The sequence below is a fragment of the Rosenbergiella australiborealis genome, from assembly GCF_018494035.1.
Taxonomy (GTDB): domain Bacteria; phylum Pseudomonadota; class Gammaproteobacteria; order Enterobacterales; family Enterobacteriaceae; genus Rosenbergiella; species Rosenbergiella australiborealis.
The window spans coordinates 25692-48257 of record NZ_JABBFO010000008.1 but is presented as its reverse complement, the minus strand read 5'-3'; the positions used below and the strand labels follow the sequence as shown (position 1 = coordinate 48257).

At 43.7% G+C, this 22566-nt stretch carries 20 protein-coding genes and 2 pseudogenes; 15 read left to right on the top strand and 7 right to left on the bottom strand.

Annotated features, from left to right (window positions below; genetic code table 11):
• Positions 1 to 77 precede the first annotated feature (77 nt).
• The 7 genes from HGT73_RS09625 to HGT73_RS09595 all read left to right on the top strand — a co-directional run bounded on the left by HGT73_RS09625 (position 78) and on the right by HGT73_RS09595 (position 8384).
• Positions 78 to 1466, top strand: a complete 1389-nt coding sequence (locus HGT73_RS09625; RefSeq protein WP_214214190.1) for a diaminobutyrate--2-oxoglutarate transaminase — start codon at positions 78 to 80, stop codon at positions 1464 to 1466.
• 7 nt (positions 1467 to 1473) lie between these two features.
• Entirely contained in the window at positions 1474 to 2931 is a 1458-nt protein-coding gene (locus HGT73_RS09620) for a pyridoxal phosphate-dependent decarboxylase family protein (RefSeq protein ID WP_214214188.1), read from the top strand.
• A gap of 236 nt (positions 2932 to 3167) precedes the next feature.
• Positions 3168 to 4625: a sugar porter family MFS transporter gene (locus HGT73_RS09615; RefSeq protein ID WP_214214186.1), complete on the top strand. Its 1458-nt coding sequence runs from the start codon at positions 3168 to 3170 to the stop codon at positions 4623 to 4625.
• Between the two features lie 386 nt (positions 4626 to 5011).
• Positions 5012 to 5632, top strand: a complete 621-nt coding sequence (locus tag HGT73_RS09610; RefSeq protein WP_214214184.1) for a cupin domain-containing protein — start codon at positions 5012 to 5014, stop codon at positions 5630 to 5632.
• Between the two features lie 44 nt (positions 5633 to 5676).
• Positions 5677 to 6423 carry an NADPH-dependent F420 reductase gene (locus tag HGT73_RS09605; protein WP_214214182.1) on the top strand — a complete coding sequence of 249 codons (747 nt, stop codon included), beginning with the start codon at positions 5677 to 5679 and terminating at the stop codon, positions 6421 to 6423.
• The gene (locus tag HGT73_RS09600; protein WP_244968515.1) at positions 6424 to 7773 is read left to right on the top strand and encodes an NTP/NDP exchange transporter; all 1350 of its coding nucleotides are present in this window, start codon (positions 6424 to 6426) and stop codon (positions 7771 to 7773) included.
• A 65-nt stretch (positions 7774 to 7838) separates the two neighbouring features.
• Entirely contained in the window at positions 7839 to 8384 is a 546-nt protein-coding gene (locus HGT73_RS09595) for a GNAT family N-acetyltransferase (RefSeq protein WP_214214180.1), read from the top strand.
• 122 nt (positions 8385 to 8506) lie between these two features.
• Here HGT73_RS09595 and HGT73_RS14825 read toward each other — a convergent pair whose 3' ends face one another.
• Genes HGT73_RS14825 through HGT73_RS09585 form a run of 3 tightly spaced genes read right to left on the bottom strand, consistent with a single transcriptional unit; the run spans position 8507 to position 10395 of the window.
• Positions 8507 to 8782 (bottom strand): ester cyclase, encoded by a 276-nt coding sequence (locus tag HGT73_RS14825; protein ID WP_338111601.1) that lies wholly within the window; start codon positions 8780 to 8782, stop codon positions 8507 to 8509.
• 17 nt (positions 8783 to 8799) lie between these two features.
• A complete protein-coding gene (locus HGT73_RS14820) occupies positions 8800 to 8955 on the bottom strand; it encodes a hypothetical protein (RefSeq protein ID WP_244968514.1) in 156 nt (51 codons plus the stop codon).
• Between the two features lie 12 nt (positions 8956 to 8967).
• Positions 8968 to 10395, bottom strand: coding sequence for a gamma-aminobutyraldehyde dehydrogenase (locus HGT73_RS09585; RefSeq protein ID WP_214214178.1), 1428 nt, complete (start codon positions 10393 to 10395; stop codon positions 8968 to 8970).
• 137 nt (positions 10396 to 10532) lie between these two features.
• Between HGT73_RS09585 and HGT73_RS09580 the strand changes: the two genes are divergently transcribed.
• Positions 10533 to 11276, top strand: coding sequence for a FadR/GntR family transcriptional regulator (locus HGT73_RS09580; protein WP_214214176.1), 744 nt, complete (start codon positions 10533 to 10535; stop codon positions 11274 to 11276).
• Positions 11277 to 11978, top strand: coding sequence for a cache domain-containing protein (locus tag HGT73_RS09575; protein WP_214214174.1), 702 nt, complete (start codon positions 11277 to 11279; stop codon positions 11976 to 11978).
• Here HGT73_RS09575 and HGT73_RS09570 read toward each other — a convergent pair.
• Together HGT73_RS09570 and HGT73_RS09565 are read right to left on the bottom strand one after the other, a co-directional pair.
• Positions 11975 to 13459 carry an APC family permease gene (locus HGT73_RS09570; RefSeq protein ID WP_214214172.1) on the bottom strand — a complete coding sequence of 495 codons (1485 nt, stop codon included), beginning with the start codon at positions 13457 to 13459 and terminating at the stop codon, positions 11975 to 11977. The genes HGT73_RS09575 and HGT73_RS09570 overlap by 4 nt on opposite strands.
• Positions 13460 to 13761: 302 nt before the next feature.
• On the bottom strand, positions 13762 to 14028 hold the full coding sequence (locus HGT73_RS09565) for a DksA/TraR family C4-type zinc finger protein (protein WP_214214164.1): 267 nt from the start codon (positions 14026 to 14028) through the stop codon (positions 13762 to 13764).
• 179 nt (positions 14029 to 14207) lie between these two features.
• On the opposite strand from HGT73_RS09565, the gene HGT73_RS09560 reads away from it, so the two are divergent.
• The 3 genes from HGT73_RS09560 (at position 14208) to HGT73_RS09550 (ending at position 17384) form a co-directional block, all read left to right on the top strand.
• Positions 14208 to 14906, top strand: a complete 699-nt coding sequence (locus tag HGT73_RS09560; protein WP_214214162.1) for an RluA family pseudouridine synthase — start codon at positions 14208 to 14210, stop codon at positions 14904 to 14906.
• A 1655-nt stretch (positions 14907 to 16561) separates the two neighbouring features.
• Positions 16562 to 17164, top strand: coding sequence for a hypothetical protein (locus HGT73_RS09555; protein WP_214214160.1), 603 nt, complete (start codon positions 16562 to 16564; stop codon positions 17162 to 17164).
• Between the two features lie 61 nt (positions 17165 to 17225).
• Positions 17226 to 17384, top strand: coding sequence for a hypothetical protein (locus HGT73_RS09550; protein WP_214214158.1), 159 nt, complete (start codon positions 17226 to 17228; stop codon positions 17382 to 17384).
• Between the two features lie 116 nt (positions 17385 to 17500).
• Here HGT73_RS09550 and HGT73_RS09545 read toward each other — a convergent pair whose 3' ends face one another.
• Together HGT73_RS09545 and HGT73_RS09540 are read right to left on the bottom strand one after the other, a co-directional pair.
• Positions 17501 to 18688, bottom strand: a complete 1188-nt coding sequence (locus HGT73_RS09545; protein WP_214214156.1) for an MFS transporter — start codon at positions 18686 to 18688, stop codon at positions 17501 to 17503.
• A pseudogene (locus tag HGT73_RS09540) lies at positions 18685 to 19661 on the bottom strand (aldo/keto reductase). The gene HGT73_RS09545 and the pseudogene HGT73_RS09540 overlap by 4 nt, the downstream one beginning before the upstream one ends.
• Positions 19662 to 19722: 61 nt before the next feature.
• Between HGT73_RS09540 and HGT73_RS09535 the strand changes: the two are divergent.
• The 3 genes and pseudogenes from HGT73_RS09535 (at position 19723) to HGT73_RS09525 (ending at position 22556) form a co-directional block, all read left to right on the top strand.
• Positions 19723 to 20661, top strand: a complete 939-nt coding sequence (locus HGT73_RS09535; protein WP_214214148.1) for a LysR family transcriptional regulator — start codon at positions 19723 to 19725, stop codon at positions 20659 to 20661.
• A 153-nt stretch (positions 20662 to 20814) separates the two neighbouring features.
• Positions 20815 to 21049 (top strand): annotated as a pseudogene (locus HGT73_RS09530) (IS630 family transposase); the annotation flags it as partial.
• Positions 21050 to 22001: 952 nt separating this feature from the next.
• A complete protein-coding gene (locus HGT73_RS09525; protein WP_214214146.1) occupies positions 22002 to 22556 on the top strand; it encodes a fimbrial protein in 555 nt (184 codons plus the stop codon).
• The last annotated feature ends 10 nt before the right edge of the window (positions 22557 to 22566 follow it).

Sequence of the window (22566 nt, the reverse complement as noted above, 5' to 3'; positions counted from 1 at the left end):
CGCTTTTTTCAGCACACACTTTTAACTATTTATTTAATTCAATTGGGACTGAAGACAGTCTTGGTTGTGGGAGAGATATGATGACGGATAAGGTCCGTATTGAAACTTTAGATGCCACCTCTTTTCAGGGGAACAACGATCAATTCTTGGCGCGTCAAGCAAAGTTTGAATCGAATGTCAGAAGTTATCCACGCAAGTTACCTTTAGCAATCGCTAAAGCGAACGGTGTATGGATCACCGACGTTGAGAACAAAGATTATCTTGACTGTCTGGCTGGAGCAGGAACCCTCGCATTAGGCCATAATCATCCTGATATCCTGCAAAGCATCCAAAATGTCATTAGCAGCGGCTTACCGTTACATACCCTTGATCTTACGACTCCATTAAAAGATCAATTTTCAGAATATCTCCTTTCTTTACTGCCTAATCAGGGTAAAGACTATTGCTTACAATTCACCGGACCTACCGGTGCTGATGCCGTGGAAGCCGCCCTTAAGTTGGCGAAAAAAACCACAGGCAGAAATAGCGTGATCAGTTTTTCTGGCGGCTATCATGGTATGACCCACGGTGCACTATCAGTCACCGGTAATTTGGGACCCAAAGAAGCTACCAGCGGCATGATGACTGAAGTCCAGTTTATGCCTTACCCGCATCTTTATCGTTGCCCACTGGGTATCGGTGGTCAAGCCGGTATTGACGCATTAGGGTATTACTTTGAAAACCTTATTAATGATGTCGAAAGCGGTGTGCGTAAACCGGCAGCCGTGATCCTTGAAGCCGTTCAAGGTGAAGGTGGGGTTAACCCAGCACCTGTCGAATGGTTACAACGTATTCGTAAAGTGACGCAAGAGCACGGTATTTTATTAATTATCGACGAAGTTCAAGCTGGCTTTGCGCGTACCGGCAAATTATTTGCCTTTGAACACGCCGGTATTGAACCTGATATTATCGTGATGTCCAAAGCAGTGGGTGGCGGCTTACCACTGGCTGTCCTCGGTATCAAAAAAGAGTTTGATACCTGGTCACCAGGACACCACAGCGGTACCTTCCGTGGAAATCAATTGGCAATGGCTACCGGCCTAACTACTCTAAAAATCTTGAAAGAACAAGATATTGCCGGTCAAGTAGCCGTCAAAGGTGAATGGTTAAAAGCGCAACTCTCACAATTGCAAAAACGTTTCCCACAAATTGGTCATATCCGTGGATTAGGGTTAATGGTCGGAATGGAAATTGTGAAACCACAACAACCGACTGATCATCTAGGCTGTCATCCTGCTGACCCTGAACTGGCTGTTCTATTGCAGAAAAAATGTTTTGATGCAGGCTTGATTCTTGAGCGTGGCGGTCGTCATGGCTGCGTATTGCGTTTGCTGCCATCACTGCTGATCAGTCAAGTTGAGTTGACTTTGTTCCTAGAAAAATTTGAGCAGGCGTTATTAAGCGCTGGCTTACAACCTCAGGGATAAGACGATTATGTCAACCATCAACCCTATTCTAACCGGAACGCCTGAAAGTCTTCAGGCCTACCAAGAAGCGATGACGCAAAGCCAACAAGCCGTCGCGGCTTGGTTGCAGCAGCCAGAAATGTATCAAGGTAAATCCGTCGCCGAACTGCGCGATCGGATTCACCTACAGTTCACAGCTGAAGGCTTAGGGAATAAAGAAACCATTGAACGTGCGGTGGAGTATTTTCTTAAAGACAGCTTAGCCGTCCATCACCCACAATGTGTGGCACACTTGCACTGCCCAAGTTTAGTGATAAGCCAAGCGGCAGAAGTCTTTATCAACGCCACTAACCAAAGTATGGACTCTTGGGATCAAAGCCCGTCCGCCACCATCATGGAAGTGAAACTTATCGAATGGCTACGTAGCCAAGTCGGTTACCCTACAGGTGATGCCGGGGTGTTCACGAGCGGTGGTACGCAGAGTAATATGATGGGATTGATGCTGGCGCGCGATGCTTTTTTTGCACGCCGTGGTCACTCTATTCAACAAGACGGTTTACCCAATAATCTTCGCAACTATAAAGTGTTCTGTTCTGAACATGCCCACTTCTCCGTACAGAAGAATATGGCATTAATGGGACATGGCTACCAATCTGTTGTACAGATCAAAACCGATGAATATTCACGGATGGATCTTAACGACTTATTGGAAAAACTGACTATCGCCAAAAACCAAGGCGAAGAAGTGATGGCGATTGTTGCGACAGCAGGTACTACCGATGCAGGTGCTATCGATAATTTAACTGCGATAACTGCACTGGCAGCGGAACACGCTATCTGGGTACACGTTGACGCGGCATGGGGGGGAGCGTTATTACTCTCTGAGAAGTATCGTGATTGGTTAGCCGGACTTGAACGCGCCGATTCAGTCACTTTAGATTTTCATAAACAATACTTCCAGACCATTAGCTGTGGGGCCTTTTTACTTAAAGATCCTAAACACTACGAGCTGATGCGTTATCAAGCTGCTTATCTGAACTCTGAGTTCGACGAAGCTCATGGTGTCCCTAATTTGGTCTCCAAGTCCCTACAAACCACCCGTCGTTTTGATGCGTTAAAACTCTGGATGGGACTTGAAGCACTGGGGCAAAAACAGTATGCCGCCATTATCGATCAGGGCGTTACTCTCGCTCAAGAAGTGGCAGCGTATGTTGAGACTCTGAGCGATGTTGAGTTGGTCATGAAACCCCAACTTGCTAGCGTCTTGTTCCGTGTTCGTCGCGAAGGATTCGACGATCAGCAAACTGCGCTATTCAATCAGAAAATTGGCGATGCCCTGCTCGACTCAGGACGGGCTAATGTCGGGGTCACTGAGCATGCTGGACTCACCTGTCTTAAGCTGACATTGCTCAACCCGACTGTTACATTAAGCGACATTAAAACCTTGTTAGCATTAGTCACGCAGACAGCAGAATCTATTCTGTAATCAGCTCATAGGCCGATATTGATATCGGCCTATTTTTCATGTTGTACTCACGCGCAACAAACCGATTATTTCTCATCGCAATGCCGGTAATCGCGTTCTGCTTATCTCCTCTTTATCTCCAAGAAATTCCTTCGCGTAAAATCAGCCAATTCCTAGTCAATTAGCGTAACGAATTGTAAAGGACAACTATACTTAAGATTCCTTAAACACTAACAATTGATCCATAGGGATACACGATGCCGAACCCATCAACGTCTGGCAATGAAAACGCTGTTTCAGCGGATACCATAAAACAACGATTATTTTTTATTGTGTTGGTTGCCACCATGGGCGCTCTTGCCTTTGGTTATGACACGGGGATTATCTCAGGGGCATTACCTTTCATGACGAAACCTCTCGACCAAGGTGGGCTTAATCTTACCCCCTTTACGGAGGGCTTAGTTACCTCAGCATTAATTTTTGGTGCAGCTATTGGCGCCTTGCTCAGCGGCTTTGTTTCAGATCGATTCGGTAGACGAATAACCTTGCGTTCACTTGCATTGATTTTTGTCTTGGGAGCACTCGGTACCACGCTTGCACCGAATGTACATATTATGGTGGTGATGCGCTTTTTATTAGGTATTGCTGTCGGCGGCGGATCGTCTACCGTCCCCGTTTTCATCGCAGAAATTGCCGGACCGCGTCATCGCGCGCCATTGGTCAGTCGAAATGAGTTAATGATCGTAGCCGGGCAATTAATCGCTTATATTGTTAGCGCACTAATGAGCGTGTTGTTACACGATAACCACTTATGGCGCTACATGCTCGTGCTCGCCACCATTCCCGGTTTATTATTATTTATCGGGACATTTTTTGTACCGGGATCACCACATTGGTTGGTAGCAGAAGGTCGATTACGAGATGCGGTTCGTATTATGCGTCGGCTACGGCGTTCACGTAAGGAAGTTCGCAAAGAAATTAATGAAATGCGTGAACAGGCTAAGGCCTCACGTGAGGGGCCAAGCACTAAAGAGTTACTTAAAGAGCGCTGGGTCGTACGTCTTTTATTACTCGGTATCGGCATGGGTGCTGTTGCTCAGTTTACTGGGGTCAACGCCTTTATGTACTACACGCCGATCATTCTTAAAACCACTGGCTTAGGTACCAATGCGTCACTCACCGCGACAATCGGTAATGGTGTCGTTGCGGTTATTGCGGCATTACTCGCACTCAAAGCTGTTTCACATGTTAAACGACGTTCTATGCTGATTTTCGGTTTGATCGCGGTTATTTTGATGCAGGTGGCCTTAGGCTCAGTACTCATCTTCCTCCCTAAAGATCTCACTCAAAGCTATTTAGCTTTAGCGTGTATCTTACTTTTTCTATTTTTTATGCAGATGTGCGTCGCGCCGATTTATTGGCTGCTTATGTCTGAACTTTTCCCGATGAAATTGCGGGGAGCATTGACAGGTACAGCAGTTGCTTGCCAGTGGATCTGTAACGCGGCCGTCGCTTTTGCTTTCCCTCCCATGCTTTCCGCGATGGGTAACCAGACGTTCTATGTCTTTGCCGCAGTCAATGTTGTTTCGTTGATTTTTGTGTGCTATTGCCTACCGGAAACAAAAGATAAATCACTGGAGGAGATCGAAACCATGATGCGTAAACGTTACAGCAAAACGGATGAAGTTATCCCGCCCACCATTAAAAATGCATAAGTAATGAAAACGCCCTGCACCGGGCGTTTTTATGCCATATTTTTGACACATTGAACTGTTGTACTCATTTCTATCGACCCTATAGTGAGGTGTACCATGCAACGCTTATGTGCCTACATACTCTCGACTAACTCGCCATCATACATCAAGCTTATCGCCTTTCGTCTTGCCTTATGGCATGCCCACCATTTACGTCAAATAACGAAAAAGGATTATTCACCAAAAAGATAACCAAGCCATGATCCTGACTCCTTTTATCCTCGCAATACATAAGTGCCATACCACTGCTTCACAGAAGAATGACGGCTTAAACTTGACAGATTGGGGATCTGAGTCACATATTTTAATGAGGTATTTTGTTTTTTTACTCACCCTAGGAGCGCACGATGAAGATAACGCATCCTTCACAATTTTCTCGACGCAACTTTTGCCAACTTCTACTCGCCGCCTCGGCGATTCCAATTAGCGGTTATGCCCAATCGCAGCCGGATACTCCGCATGTTGCAATTCAAACCCTTTCATTAACGAAAGTGGTCAATGGCGTCCCCAATGATAAATTGCCTTTACTTATTTACCAGCAGGCAGTGCCGACTTCATTCTCTGATACAGACGGCTACCTCAGTCAGCTCTTTGCAAGGAATGGTTGGCCAGTACAGTGGCGCTACCAAATTTTCCCGTTTACCCACTATCACTCGAATACCCATGAATTATTAGGGGTAAGTCAAGGTAACGCTACTGTCCAATTAGGTGGCGAAACGGGTCCAACGGTTACGGTTAAACGCGGTGATGTGATATTGATTCCGGCGGGTGTTGGACATAAACAGCTCTCCGCCACTGACGACTTTCAAGTCCTTGGCGCTTATCCACGAGGACTTAGCCCTGACCTATATCATGACGATCCGACGAAACTTGCCGAAGCTCAACAGCATATCGCGCGTATTGCCATGCCGAGCACCGATCCGGTGACAGGCAAACAGGGGGGAATTTTGACGCTCTGGAAGTCATAACTATGAACTAAAATTGGAACCGATACCATTACTATGAGGACATTATGTTTCTAAAAAAACTCACCTTTCGTACCCAACATTTAGCCTATATGGCTAGTCTGCTCGTTACCTCGCTGATCTGTAGCCAAGGGGCGATGGCCGCTCCCCCTTCAGCTGCCCCCAGCGTGCACAACATAGGTATCATCGGTGCAGGAAATATGGGCGAGACACTCGGAAAACTTTGGGCTGATGCGGGCTACCATATTATGATTTCGTCCCGTCATCCTGAGCATTTAGGTTCTACCGCCAATGACATGGGCCACGGCACTCAAGTCGGCACCATTCAACAAGCGAGCCAATTTGGTGATGTCGTGGTAATGGCTGTTCCTTACGGAGCCTTGCCGCAACTTGGGCATGTGCTCAGTCGTCAATTAGCCGGAAAAACCGTTATTGATGTCAGCAATCCCTACCCTGGGCGCGATGGTGCAACAGCCGCTAAAGCGCTTAGCATCGGCAGTGGCAAGGCTTCGGCGCAATATCTCCCCAGCGCGCACGTTGTTCGCGCCTTTAACTCACTAGCGGCCACTGCAATCGCCTCAAACGCACATCAGACTCCACCTATCGCTATTCCTTACGCGGGCGATAATCCGACTGCGCTCCAGCAAGCAAGCGAGTTGATTGAACGAGCTGGATTTACCCCGGTAAAAACCGGTGATTTGGCCACCGCAACTCGCTTTCAACCGGGCTCATCACTGTTTTTACAGGTGTTAGATGAAAAAGCATTACGTGCCCAACTTGCAAATAGCCGATAAATGATGAGTGAACTCTCCTCTTTCAAAGAGAAACTGTGTCGTGCTTTATCCCTCCGACAAGAGGAACTGGCCCCGCTTGTTTGGGGCTGGTTATACATTTTCTCACTATTGTGCGCGTACTATATTTTAAGGCCGATCCGCGACACCATTAGTACTGTTATAGGTGCTCACTCTCTGCCTTGGCTATTTACTGCAGTACTTGTCACCATGTTATTACTGCAGTGGCCTTACAATAAGCTGTCTCAACGCTTACCGCGTGAGCGCTTTATCAGCTATAGCTATCAAGGTTGCGCGCTTATTATCGGTGGATTTGCGCTAGGGTTTTATTACTTAGGTGGGTTACATAACCTATTCTTAGGACGTGCTTTTTTTATCTGGGTATCCGTCTTTAACCTTTTTGCCGTTTCGGTCTTCTGGGCGCTAATCGTCGATATTTTTGACAGTGAGCGGGGTAAACGGCTCTTTGGCCTCCTTGCAGCAGCGGCCACACTCGGTGCAATTGCCGGTTCAGGTTTAACCAGTCTAATCGCCCGCCATCTCTCTACTTCAGTGCTGTTGCTTATTGCGGTTGGACTTATTCAAGTCTCGGTATTCAGTGCCCAACGTTTATCACACAAAGGTCGTCAATTAACACACACAACCCAAGAGAAATCTGTTTCCCCGTCAACACAAGGTGGCCTAACGCCTTTGCTGATCGGTATTCGCCAAACCTTCGCATCACCTTATCTACTCGGGATTTGTGGTTATATTTTGTTTTACTCAATTACCTCAACCCTGATCTATTTTCAGCAGGCAACAATAGTACAACATGCGTTCTTGGGTGATACGCAGCGTACGACTTTTTTCGCTAACGTCGATCTTGCAATAAATCTACTCACCTTACTATGCCAGCTTACCGCCAGCGGAAAAATTATTGCTCGCCTTGGTGTGGCTATTGGACTCGCCTCGCTGCCAATTGTGAGTTTTATCGGTTTTGGCTGGTTGGGCGCCGCACCCAGCCTCACGGTGTTGGTGGGCGTGACTATCCTGCGTCGAACCATGAACTTTGCCCTAGCTCGTCCAAGTCGGGAAATATTATTCACCGTGGTGCCCACGGCAGAGAAATATCATGCCAAAGTCTTTATCGATACATTGATCTATCGCGCGGGGGATCAAGTGGGTGCGTGGAGTTATCAAGCGGTCAGTCTCCTAGGCATCGCGGCACTCCCTTTAACACTATTTAGTATGCTGCTTGCTGCGATCTGGGCTGGGTTGAGTATTGGTCTCGGTCACGCGCAAAAAAGAAAGGCAGAAATTCCAGTCTCTCACGATAAACCACTGCATAGTGATTATGAGAAAAAACAACAATAATAGATAGATTATCGTCAAGTTTATAGGTAATGATAAGAGTCCCTAATCCGTGGTTTGGAGAAATCATGCAGACTCAGCGCTTAGAAACTGCCCGTCTATACCTCGAGCCATTAACGCTTGAGGATGCCCCAAAAATCCAAGCCTGTTTCCCTCGTTGGGAAATTGTGAAGTATTTAACGCGTAAAGTACCTTGGCCCTATCCCGACAATGGCGCTGACTCGTTTTGTCGTGCTAGCCTCGCAGCGATGGAAAAAGAGACGGATTGGATCTGGACACTTCGGCCTAAGAGTAACCATTCACAAGTTATCGCTCTTATTCGCCTCGCACTTGAACCTAATAATAATCGTGGTTTCTGGTTAGTGCCTGAATGGCAAGGTCAAGGCTATATGTCGGAAGCCTGTGACGCAGCAACGACTTTCTGGTTTACGGTATTGGGGCAATCGGTTTTACGTGCACCAAAAGCTAAGTTAAATTATGCCTCCCAGAAGATCTCAGAAAAAACCGGGATGCGAATTATTGACGAGGGGATTGGTGAGTATCATATTGGGGATGTGGCCTCAACGTTGTGGGAAATTACACACGATGAGTGGTTAGCACAAAATAACATATAACCTTTTTCGCCTAATATCGCTGATTTTACCTCAATATTGCTTACGATTACCGCCACCCTCCCCTTCATTCCCTTGATCATAGAATGAGGGGGAGCCAGTGGTTGATTATTTCAACTCATCAGTCAACTTTTTAGAGTCATAATAATCGCCTTGATAAATGATTTTTCCCTGCGCGACACGAATAAAGCTGACACCATCAAAACTGATTTTTTATGCGTTGCTGGCGTACCCGCCCATGCTCCATCATTGATGCCAGTAAAGCGCCATTGAAAAGCAATAGTATCACCATTATAAACAGGCTTACTGGTCATCTCCCAGCGAAGATCAGGCACTGCATCGACAAACGTTTTGACCACGTCATGAGTGGCCTGCTGCTTACCGACTACCGGTTTACCCACTGAAGCATCGTAATAGCTCACCGTATCGGCAAAATAACTCCCCGCTTTTGGCTATCATGGTGGTTCCATGCTTGCATAGAGTGTTGAACGAGGGTTAACGGTGATTCATCCGCATAAGAAGCCGTAGTGACTAAACCCAAAGCCAGCAATGAAACTGAGAAGATATTTCCCATTACGGCCTCCGATTACTCATCCAGATCGATCATGATATGTTTCACTCGGGTATATTCCTCAAGCGCATACGCAGAAAGATCCTTGCCATAACCGGATTTTTTAAAGCCTCCATGTGGCATTTCAGCACATAACGGAATATGGTTGTTAACCCAGACAGTCCCGAAATCTAAATCACGCGTCATTCTATGGGCACGAGAAACATTGGCCGTCCACACACTGGCCGCTAGGCCATAATCAATGTCGTTGGCTTTATCCAGTGCATCCGCTTCGTCACTAAAGGCTTGGATAGTCATTACCGGCCCAAACACCTCTTTTTGAATCGCTTCATCTTTCTGAGTTAAGCCGGAAATTAGAGTCGGTGCAAAATAGAACCCTTCATCTTCGAGAGCTTTGCCGCCCGCTTCAATCTTGGCATGAGCAGGTAAGCGTTGTATCAAACCTTTTACCTGTTCGAGTTGATTAGCGCTGTTTAGTGCGCCATAGAGCGCTTGTGTGTCATCGGGTTTACCACAGCGGATCTGCTTAGTTTTCTCGACCAACTGTTCGAGAAATTGCGGATAAATCGAAGATTCAACCAAAATACGCGTGGCAGCAGTACAGTCCTGACCCGCATTAAAAAAACCAGCGGTAGTAATACCGTCCACCGCTTTTGCTAAGTCAGCATCGGCAAACACAATGGCTGGCGCTTTTCCGCCTAGCTCAAGGTGAGCTTTGGTCAAATTAGCCGCCGCCGAGGTCGCAACTTGTACACCAGCTCGTACAGAACCTGTAATAGACACTAACGATGCGCCGGGATTGGAAACGACTAAAGACCCGGTCTCTGCTTGACCTAATACCACATTGAATGCCCCTTGTGGGAAAAAATCAGCCGCTAACTCAGCCAAAAGCAAGGTGCTCAGCGGGGTTGTATCACTGGGTTTCAACACAACCGTATTTCCCGCGGCTAATGCCGGGGCGATTTTCCAAATCGCCATCATAAAAGGATAGTTCCAAGGGGTAACTTGTCCCACAATACCGAGGGGTTCACGACGAATGCTCGACGTAAAACCGGCCATATATTCGTAGCTAGCACGCCCTTCTAAGTTACGTGCGGCTCCAGCAAAAAAACGAAGCGCATCACAGGATGCCGCAACTTCTTCCTTTTCGATAAAATGCTTAAGTTGTCCAGTCTCTAAACTTTGTGTATCGACAATACGTTGCGTATTTTTCTCAACCGCGTCCGCAAGTTGTAATAAAGCCTTTTGCCGCTGCGAAGGCGTTGAAAGACGCCATTGTGCAAATGCCCGTTTCGCCGCCTGATAAGCTAATGTAACCTGTGACTCATCGCCTTTAGGACTCTGTGCATAACAGCGACCATCAATAGGGCTAATCAAATCAAAATAGTCTGCGGAGTCGGACTCGACATACTTGCCGTCAATAAAGTGCTTCAGTCGTTGCATTTTTTTATCCTTTACTGTGGAAATGGGGTCATTGGATCGTTGGCGCTCAACCTATGCCATCTGCGTGGAGCGCTTTGAAAAAAATTCTAGCTGTGTTAAGACTGTTTGCCTGATTGATAACCGGTATAACAAAGACAATGATGACGCATGCGATAATATTCGCACCGATTGGGCAAGCGAGTAGAGCGGAACAAATTGTTACCCGTCTCGCCAATGCCATCATGACTGGGTTGTTGCAGGCCAATGAGCAATTGCCGAATGAAGCCGAATTGGCAAAAATGCTGGGGGTTTCGCATATCACTGTGCGTGAAGCATTGAATACCCTGCGTGCCAAAGAGTTGATCTATACGCATCGTGGACGCAACGGTGGCAGTTTTGTCTGCGACAGTATTGAAAGCCGTGCACATCATTACCATCCTCTCAGTTTACTCAGCAGTGATTACTTGCTCGATTTAGGCGAAATGCATTGTGCGGTCCTCGCCCACAGCGCACGGCTAGCGGCTAAACGCATGACCGATGATGAACTCGCGAAACTCTCATCATTGGTTAACGATTTTCAACAAGCCGAGAGCTCAGAACTCAGAGCTCAAGCCGATATGCGTTGTTTACTTTCTCTTTCAGCCAGTTCGCAATCAGCGCGTCTTGCGACCAGCGAATTATCGCTACAAACCGAATGGGCCTCTTTTGTTGCACTTCTTTATAACGATGATGCCATTCACCAACATTCCTTCCAGACTTACCGCGAATTGTTGGGAACGTTATCGCAACAAAACGGTGATGCAGCAGCGAAATCTATCTCAGGTCTTATCATGCGTTTAACTGAGCAACTGGTTGACTACAAGCTCAATATTAATTCCTCTACTTTAGGGAGTATGTCTTAAGTGAATCCATCCATCCCTTTGCAGGCAGTCATTGCACGACTCGATCAGCTTTTTATGCACTGTTCCGCCTCTAGCCAACACCTTGCCGACATGATGACGCATCTGATGACTCCCTTACTATCAACATCCGTGCCATCAGACATCGCTATAAAAAGTTTCCCTAAGCAAGAGATTGAATCGTTCATCCATCAAACACTCGCTGCTAATGATTACTGTTCAGGCGCTGGTTTTGCGTATCATGCCGAATCACAACTTAACCCTCATCACGACTGGTCACTCTTTTGGATCTATAAGGATAATCGCGAGGGGTCAGCATTAGAGCTTAATCAACTGACTCATCAACATCTCGATTTCCATACCTTTGAGTGGTTTTTAAAAACCAAATCATCCAAACGTAACTACTTTCACGGCCCTTATGTCGATTACATCTGTAATACGTCATACACCATGACTTCCGCTTCACCGATCGTTATCCAAGACTGTTTTTACGGTGTCGCGGCAGTCGATATCCTTGTCAGTCGAATTGAACAAGAAGTACTTAAAGCGCTCATGTCATCGCCCATTAAAATCGTTTTGACTAATAATATTCAGCGAATTATTTTCTCTAACCACTCCGGGTTCCGTGTCGGTGATATTCTGCGCGGTGACAGGCTTTTGCTTGGCCACCAGCATTCACTCTTTTCTATTTATTTACCCGGTTAATCCGCGCGACGAGAAAGTCGTAACGCTTTGGCATGTTCAATCGCATCGTTTTCAGGTGCGTTTGATTTTCCATAAGGACGCTGAGTAAACATATAAAGTAAACCGATAATCAGTACTACCGCTAAGCCAATTAATACAGTCCATTTATCGATAAAACTCGGGCTGTCAGCTGGTTGAGCGAGTAAGTAAATCCCGACTACGCCATAGGCCAGGGCAAGCACATTGACCAATAATCCTAATGCACCGATTCGCCACTCCCCAGCCGGCTGCCAGCCTTTTAAACGTTGACGTAATGCTGCTAACACGACCATTTGGAAGGAAAGATAGATTCCGATTACGGCAAACGCAGTGATTCTCGCGAGATTATCCGGCTGGAAATAGACCCACACACAGAAAATAACGGGTAATAGGCAACTGATTATCATCGCGTTATCGGGAACATTGTTTTTCGATATTTTTGCCATCCAATGGCTACCGGGTAACATCTGATCGCGAGAGAAAGAGAAGATAAGGCGACTTAGCGCAGCTTGTAGCGACAATATGCAAGAGAGCATGGCGATAATCGCAATCACAATAAACACTTTCGCACCAACCGGTCCCAAGGCCTCGTTAAGCATCGCTGGAATAGGATCACTGACCTTACCGGTAACGATATTACGTAAATTCGGTGAGGAAAGAAGATACCCTAATACCGAGATAATCGCCGAGATAGCCCCGAAGACAATACTTAAAATCATCGCTACAGGGATTTTACGACTGGCATCTTGCACTTCTTCCGCAACGTTACCGCAGGCCTCGAAGCCGAAGAACATAAATAATCCCATCAGTGAGGCCGCCATAAAGGCCCCCACATAACTGCCGCTGCTCGATAAGATCCCCATAGAATCGAAGATGACCGAGAAGGGTTGCGAACGGTGAAAAATTAACAGATAGATACCTAACGCAATTACGCTGACAATTTCACACCAAAAGCCAATTCTTGCGACGCGAGCGAGATTTTTAGTTCCAGAAAGATTCACCACCATCATCACTGCCAGTAAGATCACCGAGGTCATCAGAAGATTAAGTGGCGTGGCACTGAACGAGATGAGGCTCGCGACAAAAGTCGAGGTATATTCAGCAATTGACGTGATGGTCACCACCAAAGCCCATAAATAGACCCATGCCGCAATCCATGCATATTTTTTGCCCCACAGCCGACGAGCCCAAGGGTATAACCCCCCCGTGATCGGATATTGTGAGGCGACTTCGCCAAAGACTAACGCTACTAACAGTTGCCCTACCGCAGCAATGACGATCCACCAGATAGCGGGGGGGCCCGCGAGAGTGATCGCCAAAGCAAATAGAGAATAGACGGCGGTAAGAGGAGAAAGATAGGTGAAGCCTAATGAGAAGTTAGAGATCAAACCAATTGATCGTTGGAATTGCTCTTTCTCTCCCCCCTGTTCACCCTGCAGAGGACGTTGAGTTGTTTTTTCCATAGCATTATCTCTAAGCGACGCAGTAAAATAAGTAGACCCATTTATAAAACATAAATGTTTATATTTATAATCTTTTACATCACCCCACGAGAAGTAAATAATAATATCTATAATAATCAATAGATTATTACATATATCTTTTTCTTATCGCCTTTTTCTAACCAATATGGGTCGGAAAAAACATGAACAGCACTAATATCTGGAGGAGTATGCCGTGCAATGTTTCACTCTCAGCGGGGGGATTACCGGATTATCTGTACGATGCCAGCCCGGAATCGTTGCAAGGAAAAATAGGTTAAGGATTAACGCAACTGGCTGTCCTTACTGCCTCGACGGTTAATCGCACTTGTCGCCCTATACTTTTTATCAACCTTCTGCTGACAATGTATACAGTAGATAACGCCAGGTAATGCATATTGCCGAGCTTCAGGGATAGGTTCGCCACATTCAGCACAATATTCAGCACTTTCCCCCTGATGTAACTGACTTCGCGCTTGTGCGATAGCATCATCGACAGTGTCATCGATTTGCTTTTGTACGGAACCATCTTCAACCCATCCTCCAGCCATAATATCCCTCTTTTTATATCGATAAATAGAGAGTATAGACAATGAAATGCTTATCAGCAGAAGAGGATTAGCGAAGAAGTATCGTATGATTGCAGCCAAGACTGGGTTTTTATCGACATCCACTTACTTAAGCAAGAGAATGCCGTACCCTTAACTATCCACTATAATCCGAGCATTTTATGGCAACTGTTATTGACTCCTTTATTGCCCCACCCTGCCAAGCTGAAATCGATATTCTCTATCAGGATGATGCATTGGTAGTGATTAATAAACCTAGCGGTTTATTGAGCTTATCTGGCAAAAATCCAGAAAACTGGGACTCGGTTCACCATCGTTTAACGAAGGTGTTTGCCGGTTGTACCCTGGTACATCGCCTCGATTTCGGTACCTCGGGTCTATTGATTATTGCGCGAAACAAAGAGATTAATGCCGCACTTTGCCAACAATTTAGCCAACGAACTATCGAAAAAACGTACCATGCGCTGCTGCGCGGCCACCTCCAACAAGATGATGGCATCATTGATGCACAGATTGCGAAAGATGTCGATCATTTCCCGCTTATGCGTATCGATACTGCCACCGGCAAACCCGCACAATCGCATTTTCAGGTAGAGCGACGCACCGAATATAGGTTGGCTAATGGCCACCTACTACCCGTCACGCAGGTGAAATTATCTCCCCTTACCGGCCGCACCCATCAATTACGGATCCATTGCCAATATTTGGGGTATCCCATTCTAGGTTGTGATCTTTACGGTGGCCGCGATACGTCAGACATCGCGCCATTCCCACGTCTAATGCTACACGCCAGTGCTGTGCGCTTTCAGCATCCACTCTCTGGCAAAGTCATGATGCTCAAGAGCCCGCTGCCCTTTTAAGTGCCCTGATCCCCCCACAGACATCGTAAATCGCTAATTCCAGGCGATAATGGAAGATTTTAGTGGAGAGAACGGCTACCGTGACTTTAATGCTTAAGCACTATGTTTCCTTGGTTATTCGCACCTTCGGGGTGATAGTCACCCCCAGAACTTGAATCAATGTTAATCAACGTTGTTAGGCAGTGGTAAGGGTAGATATGAGGGTTTAGTTATTAATGAAAAATAGAATAGAAAACACAGACTATACCTCTATAAAATTTATATCTGTATATTTACACAACACCTAAACCTAGAAGTAAATATCTTATTCATATAAATAAATTCATCTGTTATTTTTACTAAGTTCATGAGTCTATCAGAAATAGTTTACGAAGAATTATAAAAAGATGTAGAGAGAATATGTAAACTATACAAAAATATTTACGATTACCATCCTAACCCCAGTACACCACCAAATTTAGCTTGGGAAAGTATTCCTAAAAAAATAAGGGATATACTCATCGACCTGAGATATCGAGGCGATTATACACCGAGATCTAGCGAGTACATACAAAAACTAGCTTATGCTGGCGACATAGAGGGTTTCGGAAAAGCAATTTCTAATAAAATTTACTGGGCAAACGTGCCTAATGATCGATTTACTCGGAGAATTAATTACTATGAAAAAAAATAAAATTAATTTCCTTCATCCTAATCCTTTCATTTATGGTCAATGCCGCACTCACAGAAACCGAGATAAATCAGTTAAATGAGATAAATAGTAAATACGAAAAAAAAGAGATAGATTCTAAAAAATCTTGATTTAGTAATAAAGGAAAGCATCGCCAATCTACCGAAAGAAAAAAATATACTGAAACTGCATAAACTCTGGGAAAAGACTACAAAAATAAAATGTAGGCTTGCTATACTTGAATCACTCAATACTGATGCAGAAATAGCCAGAAAACATGAATGTCTCGCGAATGAATATACTTCAGAGGAAAAATTTCTGAATAGTATATACTAAATAATTGTGGTGGGGTTTTGTCTCAATAGATTTAGATCATTTAGTATTTGAGCGCAATTAAATATTTCAGTCTCTAACATAATAAATAGGTATATCGAGGGGATAAGCCATTCAATAGAGCGTTAATGCTATTTTCATTCTCGGTGCTGTCTTCTATCACTTATCACTGGAGATCCAGTGGACTTCATGATTCACCGCAGTTCGCCTGCCGCCGATGATGCCTTATGCTTCTACTTTATCCTTCAATTTTAGAGTTCCTGGTGGCGAATATTATCGATACGTCTATCATCCTATCCTCAGAGGACGGTATTGAGTTGCTGTTTAGGCATAAGATTTTAACGGCGAAACGTCTACCGTGACTTTAACGCTTAATTCCTAGGTTTCCTCGTTAATTCTCACCTACCGCGGAGATAGTTACCCCTTAACAACATCATTCGGCAGCGGCAAAGATAGGCATGATAGTTTAATTAGTAACTAATAAAAGAAAGATATAGCAGTAGCTATTATAGAAATTTTATATGAAAACTAAATAATAAAACATAATTAGTAAATTTACATGATAGATAATATTATATGAAAACATCTCATTCATACAAACTCAATCATCTGATATTTTATATCATTAATATATATATAAAGAGAGGTAGAGATGGATAGTAAAATAGTTATAAACGCTATTATTGATGAGTTATCATCTTTACCTAATGACCTATACTTAGGAATTGAAAGAACGGTACAAGACTTAGCGATATTTTCAGGGGGAAGTAAAATTCAACAGAGGAATATCGATGATGATAAAAGGCTACTCAGAGCACTTGAAAAAATTCATAGTAACAGAATTCATCTCGTCAACATGGCAACACTAATTATTAAAAATGCTTTATCCTACCTGCCTGATAGTCTGTTAAAAGAGCTAACCGAGAAAATAATGGTGACATCCGTTTCCGTTTTCTCCAGACAAGTAATGCTATTAGGCCTATCAGAATACATTGCAAATAACTTACTCAAGGGAATAGTTATGGGTGCACTGACAAAATTGGCTGTAAGACTAGGAGTAGGTTCAGTGACGGGGGGCGTATTAGTACAAGGATTACTTTCTCGCGCATCGGCAGCCTCACGAAATTTAAAAATTAAACACCCTAAATTATGGACAGAGCTTTATAGCACCGACCTAGATATGCTCTATTTTATATTTGAAAAACCTCTAGCTCATTATTCAAATATGAGCACCTATACTTTTCAAGAACTTTAAAGGTTATTGAGTGATATCCAAAATCATTAGAATTCTTCGCAAATTTCTTTCTGATCTATTAATGGCTACAGTTATTAGTTTCGTATTATTAGGTGGGTTTATTTCATTGATTTCTTTCAGCGGTGCTGAGCGAGTGATGATGCTCCTGCTAGTCTTTTTCTTTGGACTATTTTTCTATTGGCTTGCGTGGTTGGTTTCATCGAAAAAAGATAGGGAGTAAAAAAATCATATAAATAATTACACCCTATAGGGCAGAGTGTATAATGAAAATTCTTGCGGATAACTATAAACTCTATTATATCTCTCAACACCCTACGATAAAACTAATAAATTTCTTTATATTTCAGCCTCTTTTATCGTTAATATCTTACGACTGACACATAGTAACAATAGACTTATTAACGTGATAAACGATGCTAAATAATAAAGCACACTAACACTCCAATGTTCAAGTACCCCCGAGCCCAATATGGCCCCAAATCCTACTGCCCCATTGAATATAGCTGCATAAATGGCTGAAGCAGGTAGTGCATCTTTCTTTGCCACGCGTATGATCCATGTTTGAAGACCTACAAATACTATCGCAACACCAAGTCCCCAGCCTGATAGAAGCAATAAAGTAATAAACTTACTATTAAATATAGGAAGAATTATTAATGCCAAACATACTCCGACCAATAAAAGTCCTACGCAAAGGACTTTCCTCAAATGGTTATCTATAAATATTCCACAGATACAGTTCCCAATTAACCCCGCAATGCCGAAAATTAATAGACAAACAGTGATCCAAGTGTTTGGTAGGGTAAGCACGGAAGATAGAAGTGTCTCAATGAACGTGAATGCAGCGAAGTGTGCAACGATACTACCGGCTGCAATAAGGTAAACGATTCTTAGCATAGAATTATTAAGCACAGAGAAGAGTTGTCTTCTTCCTATACGGGAAGTACCTGATACAGTGGGCAAACTTAACGCTAGCATCATTGCCGTTACGACAGATAACAGGGCTAAAAGCGAAAATGATAAGCGCCAGCCACCATGCGCACTAATCCAATTAATAAGTGGAATACCTAAAACACTCGCGGTTGATACCCCACCAAAAATAATCGCTGTCGCTTTCCCTATACTACTCTCTGAGACCAATTTAGCACCTAGAGACCCAATTATTGCCCAGAAGGCCCCATGAGCAAGAGCGCCAATAAGCCTGGCCACTAATAACAGACTAAAGTTATGGCTCATCGCCGCCACGCCATTCGATAAGCCTAGTACTAACATCAGTCCGACCAATAGAGGTCTTCGCGGTAAATGGCTAATCATCATCGCTGATATTAACGCGGCCACCGCACCAAGCCATGCATATAACGTAACCACTAAACCTGTTGAACTTGTGCTTTGTTGCATAGCTTGCCCAATCGCTGACAGCATACCTATTGGTGCTAATTCCGTTGCAACAACCGTAAATGACGCAACACCAAGCATAACAACCGCAACCCAGTTACGCCAAATGGTAGAGTTTGACCGACTCATGCGTTGACCCCTTTCATACCTTCGGTTGTATAACGTTCCCCTACTGGCTGAAATGCTTCTAAAACTAATGCTATCTGGGCTAAATCCTCTGCCGTTAACGTAATATCAGCTGCCTCTAAATTATCCAACAAATGCTTTATATTCTTCGTTCCGGGTATGGGAACGATGTCAGGTCCTTGCGCTAATAGCCACGCCAATGAAATCTGGGCCGCGGAGCAGGACTTACGTATAGCCATATTTGTAACGACATCTATAAGTGGGCTATTTGCTTGTAGATTATCCGGTGTAAATCTTGGTAATAACTGTCTGGCATCATCCTGTGTATAACCGCTATTAGGGAGAATATTTCCTGTTAAAAATCCGCGTCCTAAAGGCGAATAAGGCACAAAACCGACGCCAAGCTCTCTACAGGTGGGTAGAATCTCTCGCTCCACATCACGGGTCCACAGCGAATATTCTGTTTGCACTGCACAGATTGGATGAATCGCGTGGGCTTTTCTCAGCGTGCTAGCACTTACCTCAGATAAGCCAATATTGGCAATCTTCCCTTCTTTAACCAACAGAGATAAGGTCTCGATAGTGGTTTCGATCGCCACATTGGGGTTTGCTCGATGAAGGTAGTATAGGTCGATACATTCAACGCCTAAGTTGCGTAGCGAACTCTCGCAAGCACTACGAATGTACCTTGGATTATGCGTTGGTACTCACCAGGCCGACGTCTAATTCCACATTTCGTCGCTATCTGAATATTATCAGCACAGCTGTTTTTCAGGAATTCCCCAAGCAACTGCTCATTATGATTATGACCATAAGTGTCAGCACTATCGAAAAAAGTGCATCCAAGATCAATAGCTTTATGAAGTACTGCTTTTGATTCATCATCATTTCTTGGCCCGTAGAATTCGCTCATCCCCATACAGCCTAGCCCCAGTTCAGAGACTTCAAGACCCCGTCCTAACACTCGCTTCTTCATGATAGTTATCTCTTGGTTTACATTGAGATAAGCAGTATATTTTCCGAAATAGGAGATTTATATGCATAATAAAAGCAATCAGCTTTCCGAATATGGAAAACGACGCACTTCCCCAACACTTAACTGGGATGATGCTAGAGTATTTCTCGCCATCGCAAGAGAAGGAACACTAAGCCGGGCAGCGAAACGATTGAATTTGGGAATTGCTACTCTCTCTCGTCGGTTAGAGCGCTTAGAGTCGGTCCTGCAGATACGTCTCTTTGCACGCGATCAACAGGGCTATACCCTTACAGACGAAGGTAGGGACCTTATCTCTCCAGCCGAAGCGCTCGAGCAAGCTGGCTTTGCATTCGGTGACGCAACGTACCGCAATAACGACCAAGTTATGGGACATGTCCGTCTAGCCACCGCACAAGGATTAGCGGATTACCTCATTATTCCCGCCCTCCCAAAGCTAATCGCTGACCATCCAAATTTAACGATGGAAATTGTCACGAGTGTTTCCACCGTTAATCTGCATCGACGCGATGCGGATATTGCTCTGCGGATGGTTAGACCAGAACGCGGTAATGTCAGCATTCGCCAGCTTGGGTCACTAGGATTTGGGCTCTATGCCTCACAACACTATATTGATAATAGGAAAGGTTCAGACACTACTCGCTTGTCTTTTGAACATGATGAGTTTATAGGATGGTCTGAATTGCAGCAAAGCTTACCAGCAGCGCAATGGTTAACAAAAATATTAAGAGGTAGGTCTTGTCGCTTAACAACCACCAATTTATCGGCACAACTGAGCGCCGTAGAGGCAGGAGTTGGCATGGCGATACTTCCTCACTTTATCTCGAAGAGAAATAATTTGGTCTGTATGCAAGAGGATGTCGGTTGTGATCAACCGATTTGGTTGGCTATTCACTCTGATCTCGCACATTCACGCAGAGTAAGAGCTGTTGTTAATTTTTTAGAGACGCTAATTTCGGAAAACGAAACATTATTGTCATAAAAACCCATGATTACGAGGGCTTTAAGAGGTTTACTGCGTTGTGGTGCCAACGATTACTAGATGTTAAATCATTCCTCATTCAGCCTTAAACAAGAAAAATTATCTCTATAAAACAATTTATTACAAGGTATTCATTGTGGATAACTGCATAACCACAAAAGCCGAGAAATGCAGCACTGTTTGCATAATAATCAGAAATTCAAGGTAATTTACCATCGCCATGGGTGAATCTTGTGAACAGCTATTGCTGGCGCTTCACGATACGATAACGCGCAATCACCAATGTCGCCCAATGCGGCAGCTTTTGGAAAAGGTTCGCCATTTTATGGAAACTGTCAGTCGGTTTCTCGGTGGTGAACATGGACTGGCAAAAGTGTGGCAGTACTAGGCGGCTGATATAGCGGAAGGCACCTATTTAATTAGAAAAATTAATCAATTTACTAACACATAGACCTTATCAACCTCAAAACAATAGTGGCTGCACAAGCAGATAGTTAGCTTGGAGTCGCTTAAAATTTTAATATAATCTACTATGAAAAATGACAAGTAATTTATCGAATAAATATTATTTAAGTTTTCATGAAGGTTTTATTAACATGAATAGAATATCAACGAGATAAAAATGAGATCTTAATTTTAATTAAAAGTAAAATAGAAATAATGAATTTTACATTTATTTAGTTTCAAAATTGATATTTATCAAAAAATAGCACAGGTGATTTATGGAGGTAACAATTAGTCACCTAACAAACAAGAGTATAAATAAATGAATTAATTCTAACAATATCAATAAGTAAACAGAAAGCATTAATAAATTTAAAAATATTAAAAAAAATTCTATTATTTATATTGATAATTTGGTTACAATATTTACCGAAGACAAGAATCGATGAGGATTTATAGCTTCATAAAATTTGCATTACGATGTGTAGAAAAACTTACAGTTACATGTGGCTTGCTGCATAGCAGTACATGTTGGGTGTGTTTGTTTATTTTAGTACAGCACTTACTAATTGGGTTGATGTTAGATTGTTAGTTAAAATGCTGTATTTATTATATATTTATCTTAAAAACATACGTAATGGCCGAATCAAAGTGTTTCTATTTTTTTCGGAATAAAAATAACACCCCTTCATTCTTGTCCAAATGGAGATATTATTTCAGAAAAGCTCATCTTGACTAAAGCCAATGATTATTAACACTAAATTTTTATAGGAATAGGTTTTTATCGCCTATTTACTAAATAAATGTTAATTCTTATCACTCAAGTTAGGACGTGCTGTAAGAAAATATTATCTCACTGGAGAAAACCGGTTATTTTTTTGATCAGGAAAATAGTGATGAATAATAAAATTCTATACCTCGCCTCTTTAGCACTGCTCCCTATTTCTGCTTTTTCGGCACCGACTGTCACTTTTGAAGGTGAAGTCACTACTCAAACATGTTCTGTAAATGTCAATGGCAGCACGAACTCGATCGTTTTACTACCAACTGTAAGTACGTCAGACTTTGGCACAACACTTACTACGGGGCAGACTGCTGGCCTAACACCGTTCACGATCACAGTATCTGGTTGCGCTCCGTCAACTACTGCAGCTCAGCCAATTACCACCAAATTCCTTGGCTATAACGTAGATACAGCCAGTGGAGTATTAGGAAATATTGCAACAACTTCAACGCCTGCATCCGGCTTCGGTATTCAACTCACAAAAGATAATACGGGTTCTTCTGCCGTGAAACTCAATGGTTTAACCCCCGTTAGTGGTCTAAGCCTGGCGGTTGGTCAAACAAGTGCCTCCTATGAATTTGGTGCTCAATATTACGTTATTAATGCGACTGGTGCCACACCAGGTAAAGTCACCAGCGTTACCGAATACACTATAAGCTATCTGTAGTTTTTTTAGG

Bases quoted from the DNA above. Each gene is read 5' to 3' on its own strand.
- HGT73_RS09615 (WP_214214186.1), top strand. From the start codon at position 3,168: ATGCCGAACCCATCAACGTCTGGCAATGAAAACGCTGTTTCAGCGGAT.
- HGT73_RS09545 (WP_214214156.1), bottom strand. From the start codon at position 18,688: ATGAGTCGGTCAAACTCTACCATTTGGCGTAACTGGGTTGCGGTTGTT.
- HGT73_RS09550 (WP_214214158.1), top strand. From the start codon at position 17,226: ATGGCTACAGTTATTAGTTTCGTATTATTAGGTGGGTTTATTTCATTG.
- HGT73_RS14820 (WP_244968514.1), bottom strand. From the start codon at position 8,955: ATGGGAAATATCTTCTCAGTTTCATTGCTGGCTTTGGGTTTAGTCACT.
- HGT73_RS09620 (WP_214214188.1), top strand. From the start codon at position 1,474: ATGTCAACCATCAACCCTATTCTAACCGGAACGCCTGAAAGTCTTCAG.
- HGT73_RS09595 (WP_214214180.1), top strand. From the start codon at position 7,839: ATGCAGACTCAGCGCTTAGAAACTGCCCGTCTATACCTCGAGCCATTA.
- HGT73_RS09625 (WP_214214190.1), top strand. From the start codon at position 78: ATGATGACGGATAAGGTCCGTATTGAAACTTTAGATGCCACCTCTTTT.
- HGT73_RS09610 (WP_214214184.1), top strand. From the start codon at position 5,012: ATGAAGATAACGCATCCTTCACAATTTTCTCGACGCAACTTTTGCCAA.
- HGT73_RS09535 (WP_214214148.1), top strand. From the start codon at position 19,723: ATGCATAATAAAAGCAATCAGCTTTCCGAATATGGAAAACGACGCACT.
- HGT73_RS09585 (WP_214214178.1), bottom strand. From the start codon at position 10,395: ATGCAACGACTGAAGCACTTTATTGACGGCAAGTATGTCGAGTCCGAC.
- HGT73_RS09525 (WP_214214146.1), top strand. From the start codon at position 22,002: ATGAATAATAAAATTCTATACCTCGCCTCTTTAGCACTGCTCCCTATT.
- HGT73_RS09605 (WP_214214182.1), top strand. From the start codon at position 5,677: ATGTTTCTAAAAAAACTCACCTTTCGTACCCAACATTTAGCCTATATG.
- HGT73_RS09565 (WP_214214164.1), bottom strand. From the start codon at position 14,028: ATGGCTGGAGGATGGGTTGAAGATGGTTCCGTACAAAAGCAAATCGAT.
- HGT73_RS09600 (WP_244968515.1), top strand. From the start codon at position 6,424: ATGATGAGTGAACTCTCCTCTTTCAAAGAGAAACTGTGTCGTGCTTTA.
- HGT73_RS09555 (WP_214214160.1), top strand. From the start codon at position 16,562: ATGGATAGTAAAATAGTTATAAACGCTATTATTGATGAGTTATCATCT.
- HGT73_RS09560 (WP_214214162.1), top strand. From the start codon at position 14,208: ATGGCAACTGTTATTGACTCCTTTATTGCCCCACCCTGCCAAGCTGAA.
- HGT73_RS09580 (WP_214214176.1), top strand. From the start codon at position 10,533: ATGATGACGCATGCGATAATATTCGCACCGATTGGGCAAGCGAGTAGA.
- HGT73_RS09570 (WP_214214172.1), bottom strand. From the start codon at position 13,459: ATGGAAAAAACAACTCAACGTCCTCTGCAGGGTGAACAGGGGGGAGAG.